Source organism: Rhodovulum sulfidophilum DSM 1374 (assembly GCF_001633165.1).
Classification (GTDB): domain Bacteria; phylum Pseudomonadota; class Alphaproteobacteria; order Rhodobacterales; family Rhodobacteraceae; genus Rhodovulum; species Rhodovulum sulfidophilum.
The window spans coordinates 2,520,004-2,543,950 of record NZ_CP015418.1; the positions used below are offsets into that span (position 1 = coordinate 2,520,004).

At 69.6% G+C, this 23,947-nt stretch carries 18 protein-coding genes; 11 read left to right on the plus strand and 7 right to left on the minus strand.

What is annotated here, in order from left to right:
* Nucleotides 1-76: 76 nt before the first annotated feature.
* The 11 genes from A6W98_RS11980 to A6W98_RS12030 all read left to right on the plus strand — a co-directional run bounded on the left by A6W98_RS11980 (nucleotide 77) and on the right by A6W98_RS12030 (nucleotide 13,527).
* Nucleotides 77-1,231 (plus strand): acyl-CoA dehydrogenase family protein, encoded by a 1,155-nt coding sequence (locus A6W98_RS11980; RefSeq protein ID WP_042461758.1) that lies wholly within the window; start codon nucleotides 77-79, stop codon nucleotides 1,229-1,231.
* The gene (locus A6W98_RS11985; protein ID WP_042461760.1) at nucleotides 1,231-2,325 is read left to right on the plus strand and encodes a CaiB/BaiF CoA transferase family protein; all 1,095 of its coding nucleotides are present in this window, start codon (nucleotides 1,231-1,233) and stop codon (nucleotides 2,323-2,325) included. The genes A6W98_RS11980 and A6W98_RS11985 overlap by 1 nt, the downstream gene beginning before the upstream one ends.
* Nucleotides 2,326-3,156 carry an HTD2 family dehydratase gene (locus tag A6W98_RS11990; RefSeq protein ID WP_042461762.1) on the plus strand — a complete coding sequence of 277 codons (831 nt, stop codon included), beginning with the start codon at nucleotides 2,326-2,328 and terminating at the stop codon, nucleotides 3,154-3,156. It begins immediately after the preceding gene.
* 290 nt (nucleotides 3,157-3,446) lie between these two features.
* Complete coding sequence (mprF, locus tag A6W98_RS11995; RefSeq protein WP_052678026.1) at nucleotides 3,447-6,107, plus strand: bifunctional lysylphosphatidylglycerol flippase/synthetase MprF; 2,661 nt, start codon at nucleotides 3,447-3,449, stop codon at nucleotides 6,105-6,107.
* A gap of 267 nt (nucleotides 6,108-6,374) precedes the next feature.
* Nucleotides 6,375-7,949, plus strand: coding sequence for an ABC transporter substrate-binding protein (locus tag A6W98_RS12000; RefSeq protein WP_042461764.1), 1,575 nt, complete (start codon nucleotides 6,375-6,377; stop codon nucleotides 7,947-7,949).
* An 87-nt stretch (nucleotides 7,950-8,036) separates the two neighbouring features.
* Nucleotides 8,037-8,990: an ABC transporter permease gene (locus tag A6W98_RS12005; protein WP_042461766.1), complete on the plus strand. Its 954-nt coding sequence runs from the start codon at nucleotides 8,037-8,039 to the stop codon at nucleotides 8,988-8,990.
* Nucleotides 8,991-8,994: 4 nt separating this feature from the next.
* The gene (locus tag A6W98_RS12010) at nucleotides 8,995-9,879 is read left to right on the plus strand and encodes an ABC transporter permease (protein ID WP_042461768.1); all 885 of its coding nucleotides are present in this window, start codon (nucleotides 8,995-8,997) and stop codon (nucleotides 9,877-9,879) included.
* Entirely contained in the window at nucleotides 9,866-10,906 is a 1,041-nt protein-coding gene (locus A6W98_RS12015; RefSeq protein ID WP_042461770.1) for an ABC transporter ATP-binding protein, read from the plus strand. Before A6W98_RS12010 ends, A6W98_RS12015 begins: the two co-directional genes overlap by 14 nt.
* On the plus strand, nucleotides 10,903-11,883 hold the full coding sequence (locus A6W98_RS12020; protein ID WP_042461772.1) for an ABC transporter ATP-binding protein: 981 nt from the start codon (nucleotides 10,903-10,905) through the stop codon (nucleotides 11,881-11,883). The genes A6W98_RS12015 and A6W98_RS12020 overlap by 4 nt, the downstream gene beginning before the upstream one ends.
* 4 nt (nucleotides 11,884-11,887) lie before the next feature.
* Entirely contained in the window at nucleotides 11,888-13,063 is a 1,176-nt protein-coding gene (locus A6W98_RS12025; protein WP_042461774.1) for an amidase, read from the plus strand.
* Nucleotides 13,060-13,527 carry a RidA family protein gene (locus A6W98_RS12030; protein ID WP_042461776.1) on the plus strand — a complete coding sequence of 156 codons (468 nt, stop codon included), beginning with the start codon at nucleotides 13,060-13,062 and terminating at the stop codon, nucleotides 13,525-13,527. Before A6W98_RS12025 ends, A6W98_RS12030 begins: the two co-directional genes overlap by 4 nt.
* Nucleotides 13,528-13,565: 38 nt before the next feature.
* Here A6W98_RS12030 and A6W98_RS12035 read toward each other — a convergent pair whose 3' ends face one another.
* The 7 genes from A6W98_RS12035 to A6W98_RS12065 form a co-directional block, all read right to left on the minus strand.
* On the minus strand, nucleotides 13,566-14,372 hold the full coding sequence (locus tag A6W98_RS12035; RefSeq protein WP_042465024.1) for an ATP-binding cassette domain-containing protein: 807 nt from the start codon (nucleotides 14,370-14,372) through the stop codon (nucleotides 13,566-13,568).
* Between the two features lie 40 nt (nucleotides 14,373-14,412).
* Complete coding sequence (locus tag A6W98_RS12040; protein WP_042461778.1) at nucleotides 14,413-15,426, minus strand: ABC transporter ATP-binding protein; 1,014 nt, start codon at nucleotides 15,424-15,426, stop codon at nucleotides 14,413-14,415.
* The gene (locus A6W98_RS12045) at nucleotides 15,426-16,310 is read right to left on the minus strand and encodes an ABC transporter permease (protein ID WP_042461780.1); all 885 of its coding nucleotides are present in this window, start codon (nucleotides 16,308-16,310) and stop codon (nucleotides 15,426-15,428) included. Before A6W98_RS12045 ends, A6W98_RS12040 begins: the two co-directional genes overlap by 1 nt.
* On the minus strand, nucleotides 16,307-17,314 hold the full coding sequence (locus A6W98_RS12050) for an ABC transporter permease (RefSeq protein ID WP_042461782.1): 1,008 nt from the start codon (nucleotides 17,312-17,314) through the stop codon (nucleotides 16,307-16,309). The genes A6W98_RS12045 and A6W98_RS12050 overlap by 4 nt, the downstream gene beginning before the upstream one ends.
* 73 nt (nucleotides 17,315-17,387) lie before the next feature.
* Nucleotides 17,388-18,971 carry an ABC transporter substrate-binding protein gene (locus A6W98_RS12055; RefSeq protein WP_042461784.1) on the minus strand — a complete coding sequence of 528 codons (1,584 nt, stop codon included), beginning with the start codon at nucleotides 18,969-18,971 and terminating at the stop codon, nucleotides 17,388-17,390.
* Between the two features lie 81 nt (nucleotides 18,972-19,052).
* Nucleotides 19,053-22,916, minus strand: coding sequence for a hydantoinase B/oxoprolinase family protein (locus A6W98_RS12060; RefSeq protein ID WP_042461786.1), 3,864 nt, complete (start codon nucleotides 22,914-22,916; stop codon nucleotides 19,053-19,055).
* On the minus strand, nucleotides 22,913-23,665 hold the full coding sequence (locus A6W98_RS12065) for an IclR family transcriptional regulator (protein ID WP_042465025.1): 753 nt from the start codon (nucleotides 23,663-23,665) through the stop codon (nucleotides 22,913-22,915). The genes A6W98_RS12060 and A6W98_RS12065 overlap by 4 nt, the downstream gene beginning before the upstream one ends.
* Nucleotides 23,666-23,947: the final 282 nt, after the last annotated feature.

Here is a 23,947-nt window from a genome sequence, read left to right on the forward strand (position 1 = left end):
CAGCCAGGCAAAGAATATATTTGCATGATGGGCTGGCACTGGCTCTTCTGGCTGAAACGCCCAAGGCAGGATCCCCATGCAGACCGACCCCCATCAGGACATCCGCGACGCCATTCGTGCGCTTTGCGCGACCTTTCCGCCCGAATATCACCGCCGGATCGACGAGGAGCGCGGCTATCCCGAGGCCTTCGTGCAGGCCCTGACCGAAGCCGGATGGATGGCGGCCCTGATCCCGGAAGACTATGGCGGCTCGGGGCTGGGGCTGACCGAAGCCTCGGTGATCATGGAAGAGATCAACCGTTCGGGCGGCAATTCCGGCGCATGTCACGGTCAGATGTACAACATGACGACGCTGGTCCGGCATGGCTCGGAAGAGCAGCGCCGCCGCTACCTGCCGAAGATCGCGGCGGGCGAGCTGCGGCTGCAGTCGATGGGCGTGACCGAGCCCACCACCGGCACCGACACCACCCGGATCAAGACCACGGCGGTGAAGAAGGGCGACCGCTATGTCATCAATGGCCAGAAGGTCTGGATCAGCCGGGTCCAGCATTCCGACCTGATGATCCTTCTGGCGCGCACGACGCCGCTGGCCGAGGTCGCGAAGAAATCCGAAGGCCTGTCGATCTTCCTCGTCGATATCCGCGAGGCGATGGGCTCGGGCATGACGGTGCGGCCGATCCCCAACATGGTCAATCACGAGACCAACGAGCTGTTCTTCGACAATCTCGAGATCCCGGCCGAGAACCTGATCGGCGAGGAGGGGCAGGGGTTCAAGTATATCCTGACCGGGCTCAATGCCGAGCGCACGCTGATCGCGGCCGAATGCATCGGCGACGGCTACTGGTTCACCGACAAGGTCAGCGCCTATGTCCGCGAACGCCAGGTCTTCGGCCGTCCGATCGGGCAGAACCAGGGCGTGCAGTTCCCGATTGCCGAGGCCTTCATCGAGGTCGAGGCCGCCAGCTTGATGCGCTTCGAGGCCTGTCGGCTCTACGATGCGGGCGCGCCCTGCGGTGCCCAGGCCAACATGGCCAAGTATCTCGCCGCCAAGGCGTCGTGGGAGGCGGCCAATGCCTGCCTGCAATTCCATGGCGGTTTCGGCTTTGCCTGCGAATACGATGTCGAACGCAAGTTCCGCGAGACCCGGCTTTATCAGGTGGCGCCGATCTCGACCAACCTCATCCTCAGCTATGTGGCCGAGCATGTTCTCGGCCTGCCGAGGTCGTTCTGATGCGCCCGCTCGAAGGGATCGAGGTGGTGGCGGTCGAGCAGGCCGTGGCCGCCCCCTTCGCGACCGCGAGGCTGGCCGATGCGGGCGCCCATGTCGTCAAGATCGAGCGGCCCGGCGGCGATTTCGCGCGCGGCTATGACGATGCCGCGGCCGGACAGTCGAGCTATTTCGTCTGGCTCAACCGCGGCAAGGAGACCCGCACGCTCGATCTGGCCTCCGAGCCCGGGCGCGCGGCGCTGGCGGATCTGCTGGCCGGGGCCGATGTGCTGGTGCAGAACCTCAAGCCCGGCGCGCTGGCCCGGCTCGGGTTTTCCGACGCGGTGCTGGCGCGCGACTATCCGCGGCTGATCTCCTGCGCGATCTCGGGCTTTGGCACCGAGGGGCCGCTGGCCGGGCGCAAGGCCTATGATCTGCTGATCCAGGCGGAATCGGGGCTGTCCTCGATCACCGGGGGCCCCGAGGAACCGGCGCGCGTGGGCGTTTCGGTCGTCGACATCGCGACCGGGGCCACGGCGCATGCCGCGATCCTCGAGGCGCTGATCCGGCGCGGCGCGACCGGGCAGGGGGCGCGGATCTCGATCTCGATGTTCGACGTGATGGCCGAATGGCTGACCGTGCCGCTTCTGAACCACGAGGGCGGGCGGTCGCCGGGCCGGGTCGGGCTCGCGCATCCCTCGATCGCGCCCTATGGGGCGTTCCAGCCACGGGACGGCCGCCCGATCCTGATCTCGGTCCAGAGCGACCGCGAATGGCGCCAGCTTGCCGAAGGGTTTCTCGGCGCGCCCGGGCTTGGCACCGATCCGCGCTTTGCCAGCAATGTCGCAAGGGTCCGGAACCGCGCCGAGACCGACCGGATCGTCGCCGCCGCCTTCGCCCGGCACAGCGCCGCCGAGGCCGAGGCCGCGCTGGTCGCCGCCGATATCGCCTTTGCCTCGGTCAATGACATGGCCGGGCTCTCGGCCCATCCGCATCTGCGCCGGATCGAGGTCGACAGCCCGAACGGCCCGGTCGCCATGCCCGCGCCCGCCGCCCGCTTTGACGGCGAGCCGCGCCGCTACGGCCCGGTCCCCGCACTCAAGCCCCGGGAGGCCTGAATGGATCTCGATATCGACCATCTGCGCGGCTGGATCGGCCGCGAAGACAGCGCGACCGAGCGGCTGAGCGCCGATCTGGTGCACCGCTTCGCCGCCACGTTCGACCGGAGCTGGTCGCTGAGACAGGGCGCCGAGGCGCCGCCGCTGATCCATCTCTGTCTGGCCCAGCCCACCGTGGCGGGCGCCGGGCTGGGCGAGGACGGCCATCCGGCGCGGGGCGGCTTCCTGCCGCCGGTGCCGCTGCCCAGGCGGATGTGGGCGGGCGGGGCCTTTCGCTTTCACGCCCCGCTCCGGATCGGCGATGCCGTCACCCGGCGCTCGACCATCACCGATGTCGCGCTGAAGCACGGCCGCTCGGGGCCCTTGCTGTTCGTGACGGTCGAGCACAAGATCCGCGCCCGCGGCCGGTTGGCGCTGACCGAGCGGCAGGATCTGGTCTATCGCGCCGCCGCCCCGTTCAAGCCCTCGACGGCGCGCCCCGCGGCCGAAGGCGGCGAGGTCAGGCGGCTGACGCCCGGGCCGGTCCTGCTGTTCCGCTATTCGGCGCTGACCTTCAACGGCCACCGCATCCATTACGACAGGCCCTATGCCTGCGAGGTCGAGGGCTATCCGGGGCTTGTCGTGCACGGGCCGTTGCAGGCGACGCTGCTGGTGCAATTCGCGGCCGAGCTGAAGGGGGCCTGCCCGTCGCGCTTTGCCTTCCGCAGCGTCTCGACCGTGTTCGACACCGCCGACATGGAGCTGCATGCCAGTTGCGAGGGCCACAGCCTCCGGCTCTGGACCGCGCAGGCGGGCGGACCGGTGGCGATGGAGGCGACCGCAAGCTGGTAGCGGGTCCGCCCCCGTGCCTTTGCCTCGTGCCTTAGCCCGGTGCCGCGGCCTCGTCCCGAGGCGCGGGCATCGTTTTTGCCGATGGCGGCGCGCAACAGGTCTCTGGTCATCCGGCGGCGGGCGCGGTAGCTGGAAGCATGGAGGTTGCTGTCGTGTCTTGCCATGCGCAGCGCGGCCCGCAAGCCGGGCTCGTGCGCATCGCGCGGTGGCCTCCGTCGGGAACCGGCCCGGAATTGGCAGTGTCGCCGCTTCCCGGATGATGGTAGAACGAAATTCAACCGGAACGGGAGTTGGGTGAGACCTTGACCGAGGATGCCAGGCCCGAAACCGCCTCTGCCCGGCATTGGGGCCGGTTGCGCGCGGTCTTTCCCTATGTGCTGGCCGCCGGGCTTTTCGTGCTGGGGCTGCTGGCGCTTTACCGGCTGCTGGCCACGGTCGATTTCACCGATGTGGTGGCGCAGGTCCGCGCCACGCCCTGGTCGACGGTCGGGCTGGCACTGGCGGCGACGGCGGCAAGCTATGTCTCGCTCGTGGGCTATGACTGGTCGGCGCTGCGCTTCATCGGCAAGCCGCTGAACTTTCCGGTGGTGCTGGCGGGCGGGTTCATGGCCTATGCCTTCGGCAATACCATCGGGCTGTCGGCGGTCTCGGGCGGTGCGGTGCGCTGGCGGATCTATTCCGCGCTCGGGCTCGACGGCTATGACGTGGCCGCGGTCTCGACCTTCGCGGCGGTCTCGTTCGGGGTGGCGGCCACGCTGGTCGGGCTCGGGGCGCTGGCCGTGCATCCCGCGGCGCTGGCCGCGATGCTGCCGCTTGCCCCCGCCACCGTGCAGGTGCTGGCGCTGGGCGGGATGGCGGTGATCGCGCTGCCGCTGCTCTGGGCCTCGGTCCGGCAGCGTCGGGTCCGGCTTGGCCGCTTCACCCTGCGCGCGCCCGTGCCGCGCGATCTGGCGGCGCAGCTGATCTTCTGCCTCGGCGATATCGGCTTTGCCGCCGCCACGCTCTATCTGCTGCTGCCCGCGAACGATCTGGGCTTCGCGACCTTCCTCGCGCTGTTCGCGGCGGCGACCATGGCGGGGGTGCTCAGCCATGTGCCGGGCGGCGTCGGCGTCTTCGAGGCGGTGGTGATTGCGGCGATGCCTGCCGCGACCCCGATCTCGGCGGTGGCGGCCTCGCTGCTGCTCTACCGGCTGATCTATTTCCTCGTGCCCTTCTTCCTCGCGCTGCTGGCGCTGGCGGGCTACGAGCTGTTCCGCTCGGCCGGGGGGCATCTGCCGCGCGGCCAGTGGGGGCGCGCGCTGGGCGCCGTCGACCCGGCCTTCCGCGCCGTCGAGCGGATCGCGCCGATGGTGCTGGGCACCATGATCCTCGGGGCCGGGCTCTGGATGAGCGTCGCGTCGATCCTGCCGCCCGCCACCGAGGCCGCGCGCGCCGCCGAGGCGCTGTTCCCGCTGCCCTTCATCGAGGGTTCGGCACTGGCCTCCAGCGTGATCGGCTCGGCGCTGGTCCTGATCTCCTTCGGGGTGATGCGCCGGGCGCTGGCGGCGTTCTGGCTGGCCGTCGCGGTGATGGAGGCGGGGGCGGCGGTGGCGCTGGTGCAGGGGGTCGATCTCGACCGCGCGGTGCTGCTGGCGACCGGCGCCCTGCTGTTGCTGCCGTTCCGCCATGCCTTTCACCGCCACACCATGCTCAGCCATGCGACGCTGACACCGGCCTGGGCGGCGCTGATCGTGGCGCTGATCGCGGGCTTCGGCTTCATGTTGTTCTTCGCGCATAAGGAAACCCCCTATGCGCATGAGCTCTGGTGGCAGTTCGCGGTGAACGAGCGCGCGCCGCGTGCGTTGCGGGCGGGGCTGCTGGGGAGCCTCGTGCTGGGGCTCGGGGCGCTCCTGATATTGCTGCGCGCGCCCCGGGTCGCGGCAGAGCCTCCCGCCCGCGAGGATCTGGACCGGGCCGCGCGCATCTCGGCGGGGGGCGACAACCCCGATGCGGGCTTTGCGCTGACCGGCGACAAGTCGATCCTGGTGTCGGATGACGGCCGGGCCTTCGTGATGTTCGCGGTGTCGGGCCGGTCCTGGATCGCCTATGGCGGGCCGGTCGGTCCGGCCGATGCCGCCGAGGACGTGGCCTTCGCTTTCGTCGATGCAGCCCGTCGCGCGGGTGCGCGGCCCGCCTTCTACGAGGTCCGGGCCGCCGATGTGCCGGTCATGCTCGATCTGGGGCTGTCGCTGCACAAGATGGGCGAGGAGGCGGTGGTCGACCTGACCGCGTTTTCGCTTGAGGGATCGGCGCGCAAGAAGCTTCGGGCGGCGCATGCCCGGGCGCTGCGGGACGGGTTGTCGCTGGGCTGGGCCGAGCCGCCCCATGCCCCCGCCTTCCTGGCCGAGCTCGGGGTCGTGTCGGAGGCCTGGCTGTCCGCCAAGCGGGCGCGCGAGAAGGGGTTCTCGGTCGGCCGCTTCGATCCGGACTGGCTGAACCGCTGGCCGGTGGCGACGGTGCGCCAGGACGGCCGGGTGGTGGCCTTCGCCAATGTGCTGGTCACCGACAGCCGGGCCCAGGCCGCGATCGACCTGATGCGCCATGTCGAGCATGCCCCGTCCGGCACCATGGAGTTCCTGTTCACCGCGCTGATGCTGCGGCTGAAGGAAGAGGGCCATGCCGCCTTCTCGCTGGGAATGGCCCCGCTCTCCGGGCTCAGCCCCGAACGCAGCCGCAGGCTCTGGGACCGGTTCGGCGCGCTGATCTACCGGCATGGCCGCAGCTTCTACAATTTCGAGGGGCTGCGCGCCTTCAAGGCCAAGTTCGATCCCGACTGGCGACCGCGCTATCTGGCCGCGCCCTCGGCGCTGCCGCCGCTGCTGACGCTGGCCGATGCGGCCCGGCTGATCGGTGGCCGCAACGAGCGTCGCCAGACCCTGCGCCGCAAGGCGGATCGCGGCGAAGAGAGCTGAGCGCAGGCATCGGCCCGGCCGCGGTCGGGCCTTCGATTCGAGGCAGGGTCGCTTCCCCATTTTGGCATGCCATTTCATCATGCCCCGCGTGGTGGATTAAATTTTAGGCATTCGCCGCTTTTTTGTCGCGACGGCATCGCGCCGGACCGCGCTTGAACCTCCCGATCCGGCAGCGCTGGGGCAAAGTTACCCCGGGACGCGGCGCCAGGACGCCCGCGGGCCAGAACAAGGAGGTTCAACTTGCTCGGAATAAAGAAAACTTTCGCCATGCTGATGCTGTCTGCGGGGCTGGTCTCGGCGCAGGGGGCGCTGGCCCAGGGCACGCTGCGCATCGGCATGACCGCGGCCGATATCCCGCTGACCACCGGCCAGACCGACCAGGGCGGCGAGGGCATGCGTTTCATGGGCTACACGGTCTATGACTCGCTTGTCGAATGGGATCTGACCTCGGCCGACAAGCCCTCGACGCTGATCCCGGGGTTGGCCACGGAATGGGCGGTCGATGCCGAGGACAAGACCAAGTGGATCTTCAGGATCCGCGAGGGCGTCACTTTCCATGACGGCTCGGATTTCACCGCCGAAAGCGTGGTCTGGAACCTCGACAAGCTGCTCGATGACAGTTCCGAGCAATACGACCCGCGTCAGGCGGCGCAGGGCAAGTCGCGGATCCCTGCGGTCGCGAGCTACCGTGCCATCGACCCGCTGACGCTGGAAATCACCACCAAGACCCCCGATGCCACGCTGCCCTATCAGCTGGCCTGGATCCTGATGTCGTCGAAGGCCAACTGGGAGGCCCATGACAAGGACTGGGAACAGGTCGCGATGGAGCCCTCGGGCACCGGGCCCTGGAAGCTCGAGGAATTCGTGCCGCGCGAACGCGCCGAGATGGTGCCCTTCGCCGAATACTGGGACGAGACCCGGGTGCCGAAGCTCGACAAGCTGGTGCTGATCCCGCTGCCCGAGCCCAATGCCCGCGCGGCCGCTCTGCTGTCGGGGCAGGTCGACTGGATCGAGGCGCCCGCGCCCGACACCATCCCGGCGATGACCGCGAATGGCTTCGTGATCTCGTCGAACGCCTATCCGCATAACTGGACCTGGCACCTGTCGCGGCTGGAGGGCTCGCCTTGGAACGACATCCGCGTGCGCAAGGCCGCGAACCTGGCCATCGACCGCGAGGGGATGGGCGCGCTTCTGGGCGGCCTGATGGTGCCCGCCAAGGGCTTCCTGCCGCCCGGCTCGCAATGGTTCGGCAAGCCCAGCTTCGATGTGCGCTACGACCCCGAAGAGGCCAAGCGCCTGCTGGCCGAGGCGGGCTACGGCCCCGACAAGCCGCTGAAGGTCAAGGCGCTGATCTCGCCCTCGGGTTCGGGCCAGATGCTGCCGCTGCCGATGAACGAATACATCCAGCAGAACCTGGCCGAGGTCGGCATCGATGTCGAATTCATGGTGGTCGAGTGGAACCAGATGATCAATCTCTGGCGCGCCGGGGCGGCCGATCCGGCGGTCGAGGGCAGCCAGTCGATCAACTTCACCTATTTCATCCAAGATCCGTTCACCGGGCTGATCCGGCATCTGTCCTGCGATCTGATCGCGCCGAACGGCACCAATTGGGGGCATTACTGCGACCCCGAGATGGAGGATCTGTTCAGCCAGATCCGCAACACCTTCGATCCGGCCGAACAGGATGAGGTGATGCGCCGGACGCATGAGAAATTCGTCGATGACGCGCTGTTCCTGATGGTGACCCATGACGTGGCGCCGCGGGCCATGAGCCCGAGGGTCAAGGGCTTCGTGCAGGCCCAGAACTGGTACCAGAACTTCTCGTCGATCACGATGGAGTAGCGGCCCGCCCGGGCCCGAAGACCCCGCCGCCCGGGCGCGGCGGGGCGCTTTCCCAAGGAACTTTCCCAAGGAAAAAGTGACCCCCCAATGTTCAGCTATCTTCTCAGGCGTCTGATCCTCGTGCTGCCGGTGGCCTTCGGCGTTTCGGTGATCTGCTTCCTCTTGGTGCAGATCGCGCCCGGCGACCCGCTGACCGCAATCATGCCGGTCGATGCCACGGCCGAGGAACAGGCGGCGATGCGCGCGGCCTACGGTTTGGACAAGCCCCTGCCGCTGCAATACGTGATCTGGGTCGGCAACCTCGCGCAGGGCGATATGGGCCGCTCGATCGCGACCGGGCGCCCGGTCGCGGCCGAAGTCTTCGGCGCGGTGCAGAATTCGCTGCTGCTGGCCGTCAGTGCGGCCGTCATCGCCTTCCCGATCGGCATCTTCCTCGGCTTTCTCGCGGGCTATTTCCGCGACAGCGCACTCGACAAGGCGGTCACGGCGGTGTCGATCGCGGGCGTTTCGGTGCCGAATTACTGGCTCGGCATCGTCCTCGTGATCATCTTCTCGGTCAATCTGGGCTGGCTGCCCTCGATGGGGGCGGGGCCGGGCGGCTCGCGCGACTGGTCCTGGAACTGGGAGCACATGCGCCATCTGGTCCTGCCCGCGGTGACGCTGGCCGTGGTGCCCATCGGCATCGTCTCCCGCACCGTCCGGGCATTGTCGGGCGACATCCTGAGCATGGATTTCGTGCAGGCGCTGTACGCCAAGGGCATGACCCGGTTCGACGTGCTGATCCATGTCGGCCGCAATGCCGCCTCGACCGCGCTGTCGGTGATGGGGCTGCAGCTGGGCTATCTGCTGGGCGGCTCGATCCTGATCGAGACCGTGTTCAACTGGCCGGGCTCGGGCTTCCTGCTGTCGAATGCCATCTTCCAGCGCGACCTGCCGCTTCTGCAGGGCACGATCCTGGTGCTGGCGTTGTTCTTCGTTGCCATGAACCTCATCGTCGACGTGGCCCAGGCCGCCATCGACCCGCGGGTCAAGAGGAGCTGAGCCGATGACGCTGACCGAAACCCTCGATCCGGTTCAGGTTCCCGAGGCGCGCAAGGGCTACTGGGCGGGCGTCGCCGGGCGGCTGGCGCGCGACCCGGTCTCGATGCTCTGCCTGGCCGTTGTGGCGGCCCTCATCCTTGCCGCGATCTTCGCGCCCTGGCTGGGGCTGGCAGATCCCTACAAGGGCTCGATGATCGCGCGGCTCAAGCCCATCGGCACGCCGGGGCACATCCTCGGCACCGACGAGCAGGGCCGCGACATGCTGGCAAGGCTGATCCATGGCGGGCGGCTGACGCTCTTCATCGGGCTGATGCCGGTGGTCTTCGCCTTCTTCATCGGGTCGACGCTCGGCGTCGTCGCGGGCTATGTCGGCGGTCGGCTCAACACCCTCATCATGCGGGTGGTCGATGTCTTCTTCGCCTTCCCCTCGGTCCTGCTGGCCATCGCCATCTCGGGCGCGCTGGGGGCGGGGATCGTCAATTCGCTGGTCTCGCTGACCATCGTCTTCGTGCCGCCGATCACCCGCGTCGCCGAGGCCGTGACCTCGGGCGTGCGCAGCCTCGATTACATCGACGCGGCCCGCGCAACCGGGGCCAGCGCGCTGACCGTGATCCGGGTCCATGTGATCGGCAATGTGCTGTCGCCGATCTTCGTCTATGCCACCTCGCTGACCAGCGTCTGCATGATCCTCGCGGCGGGGCTGTCCTTCCTCGGGATCGGGGTCCGTCCGCCGGAGCCGGAATGGGGCCTGATGCTGAACACGCTGCGCTCGGCGATCTATGTCGATCCGTGGCTCTCGGCGCTGCCGGGGGTGATGATCTTCGTCACCTCGCTGTGCCTCAACCTGCTGAGCGACGGCGTGAGGAGTGCGATGAATGTCCGCGACTGAGCTTTACGACCTGCTGCCCGATCGCGGCGGCCCCGCCCAACCCCTGCTGACGGTGCGGGGGCTGAGGAAATACTTCCCCGTCCGGGGCGGCATTCTCGGCCGCACCCAGGCCATGGTGCAGGCCGTCGACGGCGTCTCCTTCGAGGTCCGGAAGGGAGAGACGCTGGGCATCGTCGGCGAATCCGGCTGCGGCAAATCGACCACGGCGCGACTGGCGGTCGGGCTGATCGAGCGTGACGAGGGCGATATCATCTTCGACGGCGACGCGCTGGGCGACACGCTTAGCTTGCGCGAGTTGCGGCGCGGCATCCAGATGGTGTTCCAGGACAGCTATGCCTCGCTGAACCCGCGGCTGACCATCGAGGAGTCGGTGGCCTTCGGCGCCAGGGTGCAGGGTCTGTCCGATCCGATGGGGCGGGCCCATGGTCTGCTGGCGCGGGTGGGGCTCGATCCTGCGCGCTTTGCCCAGCGCTATCCGCATGAGCTGTCGGGCGGTCAGCGCCAGCGCGTGAACATCGCCCGCTCGCTGGCGATGTCGCCCCGGCTGGTGGTGCTGGACGAGGCGGTCTCGGCGCTCGACAAGTCGGTCGAGGCGCAGGTGCTGAACCTGCTGGCCGATCTGCGTGCCGAATTCGGGCTGACCTATATCTTCATCAGCCATGACCTGAACGTGGTGCGCTACATCTCGGACCGGGTGCTGGTGATGTATCTGGGCGAGGTGGTCGAGGTCGCGCCGGTCGCGGCGATCTGGGCGCGGCAGGCCCATCCCTATACCCGCTCGCTGTTCTCGGCGATGCCCTCGATGGATCCCGACAACCGCACCGAGGAACCGCCTCTGACGGGCGATCCGCCGAACCCGATCGACCCGCCCGAGGGCTGCCGGTTCCACACCCGTTGCCCCTTTGCCGCAACGCTTTGCGGGCGGAAGGCGCCCGCGCTGCGCGCGCTCGACGACAGCGGCCATCTGGCCGCCTGCCACCTCCACGACCCGGCCTCGGGTCATCCAAAGGCGGGGAAGATCGCATGACCGACAAGCTTCTCGACATCCGCAACCTCACCGTCCGCTTCCGGGGCGCGCGGACGGTCCATGCCATCAACGATCTGTCGCTGTCGCTGGGGCAGGGCGAGACGCTGGCGCTTCTGGGCGAAAGCGGCTCGGGCAAGAGCGTCACGCTGAAGGCGCTTCTGGGGCTGCTGCCGCCGAAACGGACAGAGCTCGAGGGCGGTATCCGGGTCGGCGGCACTGACGTGCTGCGGCTGTCGGGCCGGGCGCTGCAGCGCTATCGCGGCGGCGATGTGTCGATGGTGTTCCAGGAACCGGCGCTGGCGCTCGACCCGGTCTATACCGTGGGCGCCCAGATTGCCGAGACGGTGATGCGGCACAAGCGCGTCCGGCGCGCCGAGGCGATGGAGGTCGCGCTCGACATGCTGAGGCGCGTCAGGATCCCGTCGCCCGAACGGCGGCTGCAGAATTACCCGCATGAGTTGTCAGGCGGCATGCGCCAGCGGGTGATGATCGCGCTGGCGCTGGCCTGTCGGCCCCGCCTGCTGCTGGCCGACGAACCGACAACGGCTCTTGACGCCACCGTCCAGATCCAGATTCTGCTTCTGCTGCGCGAGCTGCAGAAGGAATTCGGAATGGGGGTGATCTTCGTCACCCATGATATCGGTGTGGCGGTGGAAATCTCGGAACGGATCGCGGTGATGTATGCCGGCCGGATCGTCGAGGAGGGCACCACCCGCGAGATCATCCGGGACCCGCGTCATCCCTATACGCGCGGGCTCCTGGCGGCCAACCTGCACGATGTGGCACGGGGAGAGCGGCTGGCCGCGATCCCGGGCGCGCCGCCCGCGCTGGAGACCCGGCCCGTTTCCTGTTCCTTCGCGCCGCGCTGTGCGCTGGCCGGACCCGACTGCCGGGCCGGGCTGCCGCCTGTTATGACCCCTGCGCCACGGCGCCGCGTGGCCTGTCTGCGCGCCGACGAGGCCGTTCCTGCCGAGTGACCGGATGCTGATCGAGAAAGATGCCTATCATGCCTTCATGCCCTATCCCGCCATCGAGGTGGAAAATGCCACCGAGGGTCCGCTTGCCGGGCTGACGCTTGCGGTCAAGGACCTGTTCGACGTCCGGGGCTACCGCACCGGCTGCGGCTGCCCGCTGAAACTGGCCGCGGCGACGGACGCCGACAGCACGGCCCCCGCGGTGCAGCGGCTGCTCGATGCGGGCGCGCGCTTCGTCGGCAAGACCCATACCGACGAGCTGGCCTGGGCGCTTTACGGGATCAACGCCCATTTCGGCACCCCGGTGAACCCGAGGGCGCCCGACCGCATTCCGGGCGGGTCCTCCTCGGGCTCGGCGGTCGCGGTGGCTGCCGGACTGGCCGATATCGCGCTCGGGACCGATACCGGCGGCTCGATCCGGGCGCCGTCCAGCTTTTGCGGGATCTGGGGGCTTCGGCCCACCCATGGCCGGGTGCCGCTGGAGGGCGCGATGGCGCTGGCGCCAAGCTATGACACCGCCGGGCTTCTCGCCCGCGACGGCGCGACGCTTTTGCAGGCGGCCGGCGCCTTGATGGAGCCCGACCCGGTGCCGCTGCCCGAGATACCCGATCTGCTCTGGCCCGCCGACATGGTGGCCCAGCTTGACGAGGCGCCGCGCGCGGTGCTGGAGGCGGCCTTCGGCACCATGCCCTCGCGCGAGGTCGAGGTCTATCCCGAGGGCGCGGCGGCGGCCTATGCCGCCTATCTGGTGACCAACGGCGCCGATGCGCGCGACGCGGTGCTGCCCTTCATCCGCGGCTCGGGCATGCCGCTGGTGCGCGGCATCGACGGGCGGGCGGCGGCGGCCGAGGCGCTTGATGAGGCCGAGATCGACAAGGCCCGCGCCACCCGCCACGCCTTCACCGCCCATCTCGAGGAAATGCTGGTCGATGCCGTCCTGCTGGCGCCGGCGGTCCATGCGGCCCCCTTTGCGCTCGACGCGCCGGTCGAGGTCTTCGACGGCTTCCGCCACGACGCGATGCGGCTTCTCTGCGTTGCCGGGCTGGCCGGGCTGCCGCAGGTGGTGCTGCCCGCGGGCATGGTCGAGGGCGCGCCCTACGGGGTGTCGCTGATCGGGCCGCGCGGCTCGGATCTGTCGCTGATCGCGCTGGCGCGCAGGCTCGTGCCGGAGCCGCAGCAGTGACCGTCTGTCCGGTCGAAAGCCGTCTTTACGACCTCGGGCAGCGGCTGCCCGACAGCGCGCCCTCGCGGGCCCTGTTCCTGCCCGGCAAGATCAGCGGCAATCTGCTGTTCCTGTCCGGGCAGATCTGCGAATGGGAGGGCGTGCCGCGGTATTTCGGCCCGGCCAGGGACGATTTCGATCTGGCCGAGGCGCAGGAGGCGGCGCGGATATGCGCGCTGAACCTCCTGTTCTCGGCCCGCAGCCTGCTGGGCTCGCTGACCCGGGTGCGCGAGGTCGTGCGGGTCGGCGGTTTCGTCTCGGCGCCGCCGGGCTTCGAGGGCGGGCCGATGATCGTCGACGGCGCCTCGCAGCTTTTCGTCGATATCTGGGGCGAGGCCGGGAAACATGCCCGCACGGCGGTCTGCGTCTCGTCGCTGCCGGCCAATGCGCTGGTCGAGATCGACGCGGTGCTCGAGATCGGCTGAGACCTCATCGGCCGGGGCTTTGGGGACGGCCTGCCCGTTCAGCCCGGCTGCCGCAGCTCCGGGGCGGCGGCGATCAGCATGCGGGCATAGGCGCTTTGCGGCGCATCGAAGATCTGCGCGGCCGGGCCGGTCTCGATCAGCCGGCCGTGCCGGATCAGCGCGACCCGGTCGCAGAGATAGCGCACCACGCCCAGATCGTGGCTGATGAAGAGATAGGTCAGCCCCAGCCGGTCCTGCAGGTCGATCAGCAGGTTCAGCACCTGCGCCTGCACCGAGACGTCGAGCGCCGAGGTGGGCTCGTCGAGCAGCAGCATCTCGGGCCCCGCCGCCAGCGCCCGGGCGATGCCGATCCGCTGCTGCTGCCCGCCCGAGAATTCATGCGGAAACCGGCGCAGATGCCCGGTGCGCAGCCCCACCATCGCCATCAGTTCGGCGGCACGATCGCGCCGTCCGCGGCGGTCGAGGCCGACGATCTCGCGATGCACCAGCATCGGCTCGGTCACGATCTGCTCGGCCGTCATCCGCGGGTTCAGCGCGGCCTGCGGGTTCTGGAACACGATCTGGACCCGGGCGCGGAAGGCGCGGAGCGCGCGCGGTCCGAACCGGGCCACGTCTTCTCCGCGATAGAGGATCTGCCCGGCATCCGGCGCCTCGAGCCGCAGGATCGCCCGGGTCAGCGCGGTCTTGCCCGAGCCGCTTTCGCCGACCAGCCCGAGGCTTTCGCCCCGCCCGACAGAGAGGCTCACATCATCCAGCGCGACGACCTCGGGGCTGCGCGCCAACAGGCTCCGGCGCGGGCGGTAGCGGCGGGTCAGGCCGCGGATCTCGAGCAGCGGTTCAGCCATCGGTTCAGGCATCGGTTTGGCCATCGGCGCGGTCACAGGCTCAGGCATCGGCGGCTTGGGCGACCGGATCGAGGCAGGCGACCTCATGGCCGGGGCCGATCCTGCGCGTCGCGGGCAGGGCGGCGCGGCAGGCGGCTTTCGCGCGCGGGCAGCGCGGGGCGAAGCGGCAGCCGGGCGGGGGCGCCATCAGGTCGGGCACGGTGCCGGGCAGCCCCTTTAGCGTACCGCGCCGCGTGTTCCGGCCGGGGATCGCGGCCATCAGCGCGCGGGTATAGGGATGCGCCGGACGCTCCAGCACCTCTGCCACCGGCCCGGTCTCGACCACATTGCCCGCATACATCACCGCGACATGGCTGCAGGTCCGCGCCACCACGCCCATGTTATGGGTGATCAGGATCACGCCGAGCCCGCGATCGGCCACCATGCCGCGCAGAAGCGTCAGGATCTGCGCCTGTACCGAGACGTCGAGCGCGGTCGTGGGCTCGTCCGCGATCAGCAGGTCGGGCCGCCCGATCAGCGCCATCGCGATCAGCACGCGCTGGCGCATCCCGCCCGAGAATTCATGCGGCCAGGCATTCAGCCGCTGCCGGGCCGAGGCGATGCCGACGCGCTCGAGCATATCGGCGGCCAGCGCCCGGGCGGCGGGCCGGGCGGGACCCGGGCCGAGCAGGTCGGGGGTGTGGCGCCCGGCCGCCAGTGCCGCGTCGACGAGCTGATCGCCGATCCGCATGGTCGGGTTGAGATTGGTGCCCGGGTCCTGGAAGATCATGCCGATCCGGCGGCCGCGCAGCGCCCGCATCCGGCGCTCGGACAGCGTCATCAGGTCCTGTCCGTCAAGGCGGATCTCGCCCGAGGGATAGTGCGCGGGCGGGCTCGGCACCAGCCGCGAGACCGAAAGCCCGGTCAGCGACTTGCCGCAGCCCGACTCGCCCACCAGCCCCAGGATCTCGCCGCGCGCGACGCTCAGCCCGACCCCGTTCAGCACATGCGCCGGGCCGTCGCTGGTCGTCATCTTCAGATGCAGGTCGCGGATCTCGAGCAGCGGCGGCACCATCAGCGGCCTCCCCTCGGGTCGAGCAGGTCGCGCAGCCCGTCCCCCAAGAGGTTGAAGCCGAAGACCGACACGAAGATCGCAAGCCCCGGCGCCATCGCCGTCCACCAGACATCCGGCATGTAGCTGCGCGCGGTCGCCAGCATGGTGCCCCATTCCGGCACCGGCGGCCGCACCCCGATGCCGATGAAGCCGAGCGCGGCCACGGCCAGGATCGCGAAGCCCATGTCGAGCGACATCTTGACGATCACCGGCGAGATGCAGTTGGGCAGCACATGGCAGAACAGAACCCGCGCCCTTGAGGCGCCCATCGCCCGGGCGGCGGTGACATAGACCTCCTCGCGCGCCGACAGCACCTCGCCGCGCACCAGCCGGGCATAGCCGGGCCACCAGCCCAGCGAGATCGCCAGCACCATGTTCTGGAACCCCGGTCCCAGCGCCGCGGCGATGGCCATGGCGAGGATCAGGTTCGGAACCGTCAGCACCAGGTCGGTCAGCCGCATCAGGATCTCGTCGATCCAGCCGCCCGCGAAGCCCGCGATGCCGCCCACAAGCGTGCCGATGGCGCTGCCGATCAGCACCACGGCAAAGCCCGCCAGCACCGAGACGCTGGCGCCGGCAAGGGTCAGGGACAGCACGTCCTGGCCAAGCTCGTTGGTGCCGAAAAGATGCCGGGCCGAGGGCGGCAGAAAGCGCGCCGCGGTGTCGATGCCGCCCGCGACATGGTCGGGATAGGGCGCGAGAAACGGGCCGAGCGCGGCGGTTGCCAGCACCAGCGCCACCAGCCCCGCGCCGACCGTCGACAGCCGGCTCTGGCGGAACCTCGAAAGCGCGCGGCGCAGCCCCTCGCGGCGGGGGCGCAGAGGGGTGTCGGGAACGGCGTTCATCCGTAGCGGACCTTCGGATCGACCAGCCCGTAGGCGAGGTCTATGGCGAGATTGACGAAGACGAAGATCAGCCCGCTGACCAGCGCCACCCCGATCACCGGCATCATGTCCTGGCTGAGGATCGCGCGGGTGGCGTAAAGCCCGAGCCCGGGCCAGTCGAACACGGTCTCGACCAGCACCGTGCCGCCCAGCAGCCAGCCGATGTAAAGCCCGGTCACCGTCAGCGTCGAGGAGATCGCGTTGCGGCCGACGGTCTTGAGCAGGATCTTGCGGCGCGGCAGGCCGAGGGCGCGGGCGGTGGTGACGTAATCCTGAGCCATCACCTCGATCGCCGCGGCGCGCATGGTGCGCATGATCGCGGCCAGCGGCGAGAGCGACAGCGCGAGGGCGGGCAGGGCGAGATGGCGGCAGGCCGCGCCAAGCGTCTGCCATTCGCCCGCCAGCGCGGCGTCGAGCGTGACGAAGCCCGTCACCCGGGGCGGCGGGAAGGTCACGATCGGAAGCTGCCCGCCCAGCGGCAGCCACATCAGCCACATCGCGAAGACCAGTTGCAGCAGCAGGCCGAGGAAGAAGCGCGGCATCGAGATTGCCCCGATCGCCAGCACCTGGCTGAGATAGTCGGGCCAGCGGTTGCGCCAGAGCGCGGTCAGAAGCCCCAGCGGCAGGCCGACGGCCAGGGCGATGGTCATCGCCGCCAGCACCAGTTCCAGCGTCGCGGGCAGATAGGTGGCGATGTCCTCGGCGACCGGGCGCCGGGTCATCAGAGAACGCCCCAGATCGCCCCGGGCCAGCCCCGCGACATAGCTCAGATATTGCTCCCAGACCGGCCGGTCGAGCCCGAATTCCTGCGCCAGCGCGGCGCGCTCGGCCAGCGTCGCATTGGGGCCGGCGGCCAGTCCGACCGGATCGCCGGGCAGCAGCCGGGCGATGGCGAACATGATCAGCGTCAGCCCGACCAGCACCGGAACGAGCATCAGGAGGCGGCGAAGAAGAAAGCTCAGCATTTGGGCCCGTCCCTCGGCCGCGCCGCGCCTGCCGCGCCAGCCGCGCGGTGGGACGGGCGCGGCGCGTGTCAGCTCAGGTCAGCGACAGCGGCCAGCATTCGATGGCGTTCGAGGCGACCGGGGTGAAGACATAGTTCTGGATCGACGCGCGCAGTCCGAGCTTGCGCTTTTCGAGCACCCCGAAGATGTCGGGCGCATCCGCCACCACCGCGCGCTGGAAGGCGCCGTAGATCTGCCGGCGCTTGTCGGGATCCATCTCGGCCCGGCCCGCCTCGATCAGCCGGTCGACCTCGGGATTGGAATAGACCGCGTTCTGCCAGTTGCCGTTCGAGGCGGAATGGTAGGCGGCATAGGCGATATTGTCGGGATCGCCGTAATTCGCGGTCTGATAGACCGGGAAGAAGTCGGGGAAGGTCTCGGGGCGGGCGCAGGCGGCGACCATGTCGGGCCAGGACAGCGGCTGGATCTCGAGCCCGATGCCGAGCGCCTTGAGGCTGTCGAGCAGCACCATCGCATAGCGCCGTTCCTGGTCGAGATGCGAGACATAGACCATCTTCAGCGTGATCCCGCCCTCGGGCGTCGCGGTTCTGGCCAGATGCGCGCGGGCGGCCTCGAGATCGTGTCGCGGCACCTCGAGCCCGGGATCGTGGCCGAGAATGCCATTGGGCAGCGGCCCGACCATCAGCTCGGCATATCCCGCGGAATCGAGCAGCGCCCGGTAGTTCACCGCATGAGAGATCGCCCGGCGCATGTTGATGTCGGCCAGCGGCCCGTGCCGGGTGTTCATCTTGATCGAGAAGGTCCGGTATTCGGGTTCGATCACCCGGACCACGCCGGGCGCGCCTTCCAGCGCGTCCATGTCTTCGGAGGTCAGGTCGAGCGCGGCATGGACCTCGCCCCGTTGCAGCATCAGCCTTTCGCTGGCCGCCTCGCGCGAGACCCGCCAGATCACGCCGTCGAGATTGCCCCCGCCCGGCTGCCAGGCATTTGGCGAGCGGACGAAGCGGTAAAGCGCGCCGGGACGGCTTTGCCCAAGCTCGAACGGTCCCGAGCCGGCGGTGTTCGACATCAGCCAGCTCTGGCCGTCATCCTCTCCCAGATGGGCCTCGACCGCGGCCTTCTCGACCACCGGAAACCAGGGCAGCACCGACAGGAACGCGGCGAAGGGCGTGGCAAGGGTGATCCTGACCGTCGCCGGGTCGACCGCCTCCAGCCCTTCGGGGGTGACGATGTCGCGCAGCATCCAGGAATTGCCCTTGGCGAGGCGCAGCGCGCGGGCGAAGGAATAGACCACGTCCCGGGCGGTGACGGGTTGCCCCGAATGGAACCGCGCCGCCGGATCCAGCCGGAAGGTGAAGACCATGCCGTCCTCGGAGGCCTCCCAGCTTTGCGCCAGCCCCGGCACCGGTTCGGGCGGTGTGCCCGAGGTCCGCAGCAGCGGGTCGTAGACATTGCGCATGAAGAAGGCGGGGGCCGATCCCGAGGAGGTATGCGGGTCGATATTGGGGAAATCACCGCCCGCGGCGATGATCATCAGCCTTGGATCTCGGGCCAGAAGGGGGGCGGGCAGGGCGGCGGGGATCGTTCCGACGGCCAGCCCGGCTCCGGCCAGAGCAAGGACGTGGCGCCGGGTCGGCGCTTGAGGCGAATTGGGCATTCGAGGTCTCCGAGTTGGATGCGCCCGTTCCGGGTCTCGTTGGCATTCGTTCAGATGCGACAGTTTCCGAATATGGAACTTTCAGCCCAATGTCTCGTCGTCCGGTACGGCATGCGGCATGCGGTATTGCGTCGCGGCCGCCTCGGGAGAGACCAGTCCCAGTGCCAGATCGCGGGCGAGGGCGGCCGCTGCACGCTCTTCGGCCGGGCCGTAACCCGCGCCGCCCGCCAGTGTCAGTTCGACGATTTCCTCGGTCCCGGTCAGCGTCAGCAGCGCGCCATGGCCGACATCGCGCAACACCCGGCCCTCCGGGTCGAGCACCCGTCCGGAGGCAGTGCCGCCGGGCTGCCCGCCGAACAGGCCCGGGATCGGCCTTGCCGTGCCCTCGGGGTGCAGCAGGACCTGCATCGGCGTGCCATCCGCCTCGCGCTTGCGGAAGCGCAGGATCTGGCCGAGCCCACCGCGATGCCGGCCCGGGCCGCCGCTATCGGGGGCGAAGCGCTTGCACAGCACCAGAAGCGGGGTGCGGCTCTCGATCATCTCGACCGAGGTATTGGCCGCCGAGGTCGGCCAGAGCAGCGCCGAGTGGCCGTCGCCATGGGCCGAGGCGCCCTGGCCGCCGCCCAGCAGCAGCAGATCGGAATAGAGATCGCCCCGGGCATCCCGGCCGTAGATATGGACCGAGCTCGGCAGCCCGGTATGGGCCTGCACGCCGCTGGCGGCCGCATCGGCCATCGCCCGGAAGATGTTGGGCGCCAGATACCAGCCGGTGCGGGTGCGCATGTTGACCGAGGCCGGGAAGGCCGGGTTCAGCACCGAGCCCTCGGGCGCGGTCACCCGGAACGGCCGGTAGCAGCCGGCATTGCCGCGCACGCCGGGCGTCAGCATGCATTTCAGCGGATAGGTGGCATGGGCGGCGGTGTAGTTCAGCGTCGAGTTCAGCCCGCCTTGCGGCAGCTGCGGCGGCGCGCCCTCGAAATCGACAAGCATGGCGTCGCCCTCGACCGCGACCCGCACCGGGAATTCCAGCGCCTCGCCCCGCGGCGCGCTGACGATGGTGCTGCGATACTCGCCATCGGGCAGGGCCCGGATCGCCGCGCGCATGGCGCGCTCGGACAGGCCCTGCACCACCTCGGCCAGCGCCCGGAGGTCATGCATGCCGTAATCGGCCATGAAGGCGTCCAGCCGCTCGGCGCCCAGCGCATTGGCGGCGGCGAAGGAGAAGATGTCGCCCAGCACCTGATCGGGGTGGCGCACATTCTGCCGGATCAGTTCGATCAGGGTCTCGTTCGGGCAGCCGCCGTCGAACAGCTTCATCGGCGGGATCTGAAGCCCTTCCTCGTAGATCTCGCGGGCATGAAGCGAATCCCGGGTGCCGCCGATATCCGAGACATGGCCGACAGTGCCCATCAGCCCGACCAGCCTGCCATCGCGGAAGGCGGGCGAGACCAGGGCGATGTCGAACAGATGCCCGGCGCAGAGCCAGGGATCGTTGGTGATCAGCACGTCGCCGGGTTTCAGCGTCTCTGCCGGGTAACGCGCCAGCAGCGCCTTGACCGCGCGCGGCAGCGTCAGGTTGAAGACCGGCATCGCGCGGGGCGAATGGGCCAGCGTTTCGCCCTCGGGGTCGAGCAGCTCGCAGGCGAAATCCTGCGCCTCGGCGATGATCAGCGAAAAGGCGGTGCGGCAGACCGTCAGCCACATTTCCTCGACGACATTCACCAGCCGCGCCCACATGATCTCGAGCCCGATCGGATCGGCCTCGATCCGCGCCACCGCTTCGGCGCGGCTCATGCCGGCCGTCACCAGCGCGGCCGCCGCGGCCGGGCGCGCGACCTCGATATGGAGCGCGCCGCCGGCATCGACCCGGGCCACGTCCTCCGGGCCGATCAGCGTGGTGGCCTCGCGCTCCTCGACGATGGCCGGTCCCGCGATGCGCTCGCCGGGGACAAGCGCGTAGCGGTCGTGGATCGCGGTCTCGAACCGGCCCTGCTCGAACAGGCAGGAGCGCGTGCCCTTGAGGCTGGCCGGGCGGGCGCCCTTGCCGGGCGTGGCGCCGCCGCCCGCGCCGCCCGTCCCGAGCGCGGGGGCAGGGCCCGACACCCGGGCGCGCAGCGCGATCACCTCGATCTCGGCGCCTTCGAAGGGCGACGTATAGCGCGCGGCATAGGCCGCCTCGAAGGCCGCCCTGAGGCATGGGCCGTCTTCCGGGCTGAGCCTGCCTTCGGGCAGCGGGACCGAAATCTCGTGCATCTGGCCGCGAAGACGCATCTCGGCGCTGCGCTCGACGGTGATCCCCTCGTCGGGGCCCCCGGTGCCGCCGATCCCGGCCCTGGCCAGATGGGCCCGGCCCTCGGCTTCGATCGCGTCGAGCGCCCGGTTGATCGCCGCCGCGTCGATCCGGTCTCCGAGCGCAACGCGAAGCGTACGCGCGGCCTCGAAGGACAGAGGGGCGGCGAGGAAGCCCAGCGCCGAGGCCGCACCCGAGGCGGGCGGTATCACCACGCGGGCGATCCCGAGCGCGCGGGCCACGGCGACCGCATGCGCGGGACCGGCGCCGCCGAACCCGACCATGGCGAAGTCGCGCGGGTCGCGGCCGCGCTCGACGATATGAACGCGCGCGGCCGCGGCCATGTTCTCGACCACCACCTTGTGGATGCCGAGCGCGGCCTCCTCGACCGACAGCCCGAGCGGGTCCGCGACGCGGGCGACGGCGCGGCGCGCGGCCCCGGCGTCCAGCGCCATCCGCCCGCCCAGGAAGAAGCCCGGATCGTAATAGCCCAGCACCAGCGCCGCATCGGTCACGGTGGGCTCGGTGCCGCCGAGCCCGTAGCAGGCCGGTCCCGGATCGGACCCGGCCGAGCGCGGCCCGACCTTCAGCAGCCCGACCTCGTCGATCGCCGCGATCGAGCCGCCGCCCGCGCCGATCTCGATCATCTCTATCACCGGGGTCCGGATCGGCAGGCCCGAGCCGCGGGTAAAACGGCGCACCCGTGCCGCCTCGATCTCGGGCGCGATGGCGGCCTGGCCGTCCTCGATCAGCGCGGCCTTGGCCGTGGTGCCGCCCATGTCGAAGGAGATCATGTCGCTCAGCCCGGCCGCGCGCCCGAAAAGCCCGGTGGCCAGCGCGCCGCCCGCCGGGCCGCTTTCCAGCAGCCGGACCGGAAAATCGCGCGCGGTCTCGAGCGGAATGAGCCCGCCCGCCGAATGCATCAGCCGCAGCGCGCCCGCAAAGCCCCGCGCGGCAAGCGCAGTTTCGATCCGGCCGAGATACCGGTGCATCAGGGGCTGGACATAGGCATTGGCCGCGGCGGTCGCGGTGCGGCGGTATTCGCCGATCCCGGCCACCACATCCGAGGAGACCGAGACCGCGAGCTCCGGGAAGGCGCTGCGCAGGATCGCGGCGGCGCGGCGTTCATGCGCGGGGTTGGCATAGGAATGCAAAAAGGCGATGGCCACCGCCTCGCAGCCCGCCCCGACCAGCTCGGCCCCCGCCCGTTCTAGCGCGGCCTCGTCGAGCCCCGCCAGGACGCGGCCCGAGGCGTCGATCCGCTCGGGCACCTCGAGCCTCAGGTCGCGCGGAACAAGCGGCTCGGGGAAGGGCAGGAAGAGATCGTAGATGTCGTAGCGCTGTTCGGTCCCCATCTCGAGGATGTCGCCGAAGCCCTCGGTGGCGATCAGGCCGGTCCGGGCGCCGGTCCGCTCGATCACCGCATTGGTGACAAGCGTCGTGCCATGGACGATTTCCGACAGATCGCCGGGCCCGATCCCCTGCATCGCCAGGATCTCGTCAAGACCGGCCAGCGCGGCCTCGGAAGGGTCCTGCGGCGTCGTCAGGCGCTTGTGCAGGGTCAGGGCGCCGGTTGTGCCGTCATGCAGCACGAAATCGGTGAAGGTGCCGCCGATGTCGAAGCCGAGACGCCACTTTCCCGATGGCAGGGTCATGCCGGGCCCCGATCGCCTGCGGCATGCAGGATCAGCGAATCCCCCAGCGCCTCGGCGATCCCGCCGGCGCCCTCGATCAGCGTGCCGATCATGTCGTCGCGTTCGTTGTCCGAGACGAGGTTGTGCGGATAGACCAGGCAGAGGCTGACCGCCTCGCCGGTGACCGGATCGCCGACCGCCACCGCAAGCCCGTCGACCCCTGGCAACGCCTTTTGTGAGACGAAGGCATAGCCGCGCTTGCGGACGGGCTCGAGGTCGCGCGCCAGCCGGTCGGCCGTGGTCTCATCGCCATAGAGCCGCGCGATTTCGTCATCGGACAGCCGCGCCAGCAGGCTGCGTCCGGTGGCGCAGATTTCGGCGGGCAGGCGGCGGCCGACCGCCGAACCGACCCTCAGCGCGTTGGTGCCCTCGAAATCGGCCACCGCCATCACGCTGCGGCCGTCGCGGATCGAGACATAGCCGGTATGGCCGAATTGCTGCGAGGTCTCGTGGACCACGGCGCGGGCGCGGCCGAAGACGCTCGATGAATAGCGATAGGCGGCGGCGATGTTCAGCATCATCCGGCCGGGCCGGTGCCGGCGGGTGCCGCCGATCTCTTCCAGCATGCCGGTTTCGCGCATGGTCTTCAGCAGCCGGGAGGCCGAGGCCTTTGGCAGCCCTAGGCGATCGGACACTTCGGACACCGTCAGATCCGTACAGTCATTACCGAAACAGCGCAGCACATGGGCTGCATTCTCAAGAATTGTCATCACATCGTTCCAAAACACGGAAAAACGGTTCCGTTTGCCGCAACAATTGCCGCTGCCGCGGTCCCGCGTCAATCGCAAACGGAACGTCACCGGTGCGAGATCCGCCGGTTGCGGCACTTGTCTTGCGACCCGGTCGCCCTGGGGAGACGCCTCCCCTAGATGCCGCCGGGGAGGCGCGCGCGCCCCGCATCGTCTCGGCGCGGAAGGCATCGGGCCTGAGCAATCGTAGGACGGGCGCCGGTTCTGGCCTTGCGCTTGCATCCCTCCCTCATGGCCGGTTCA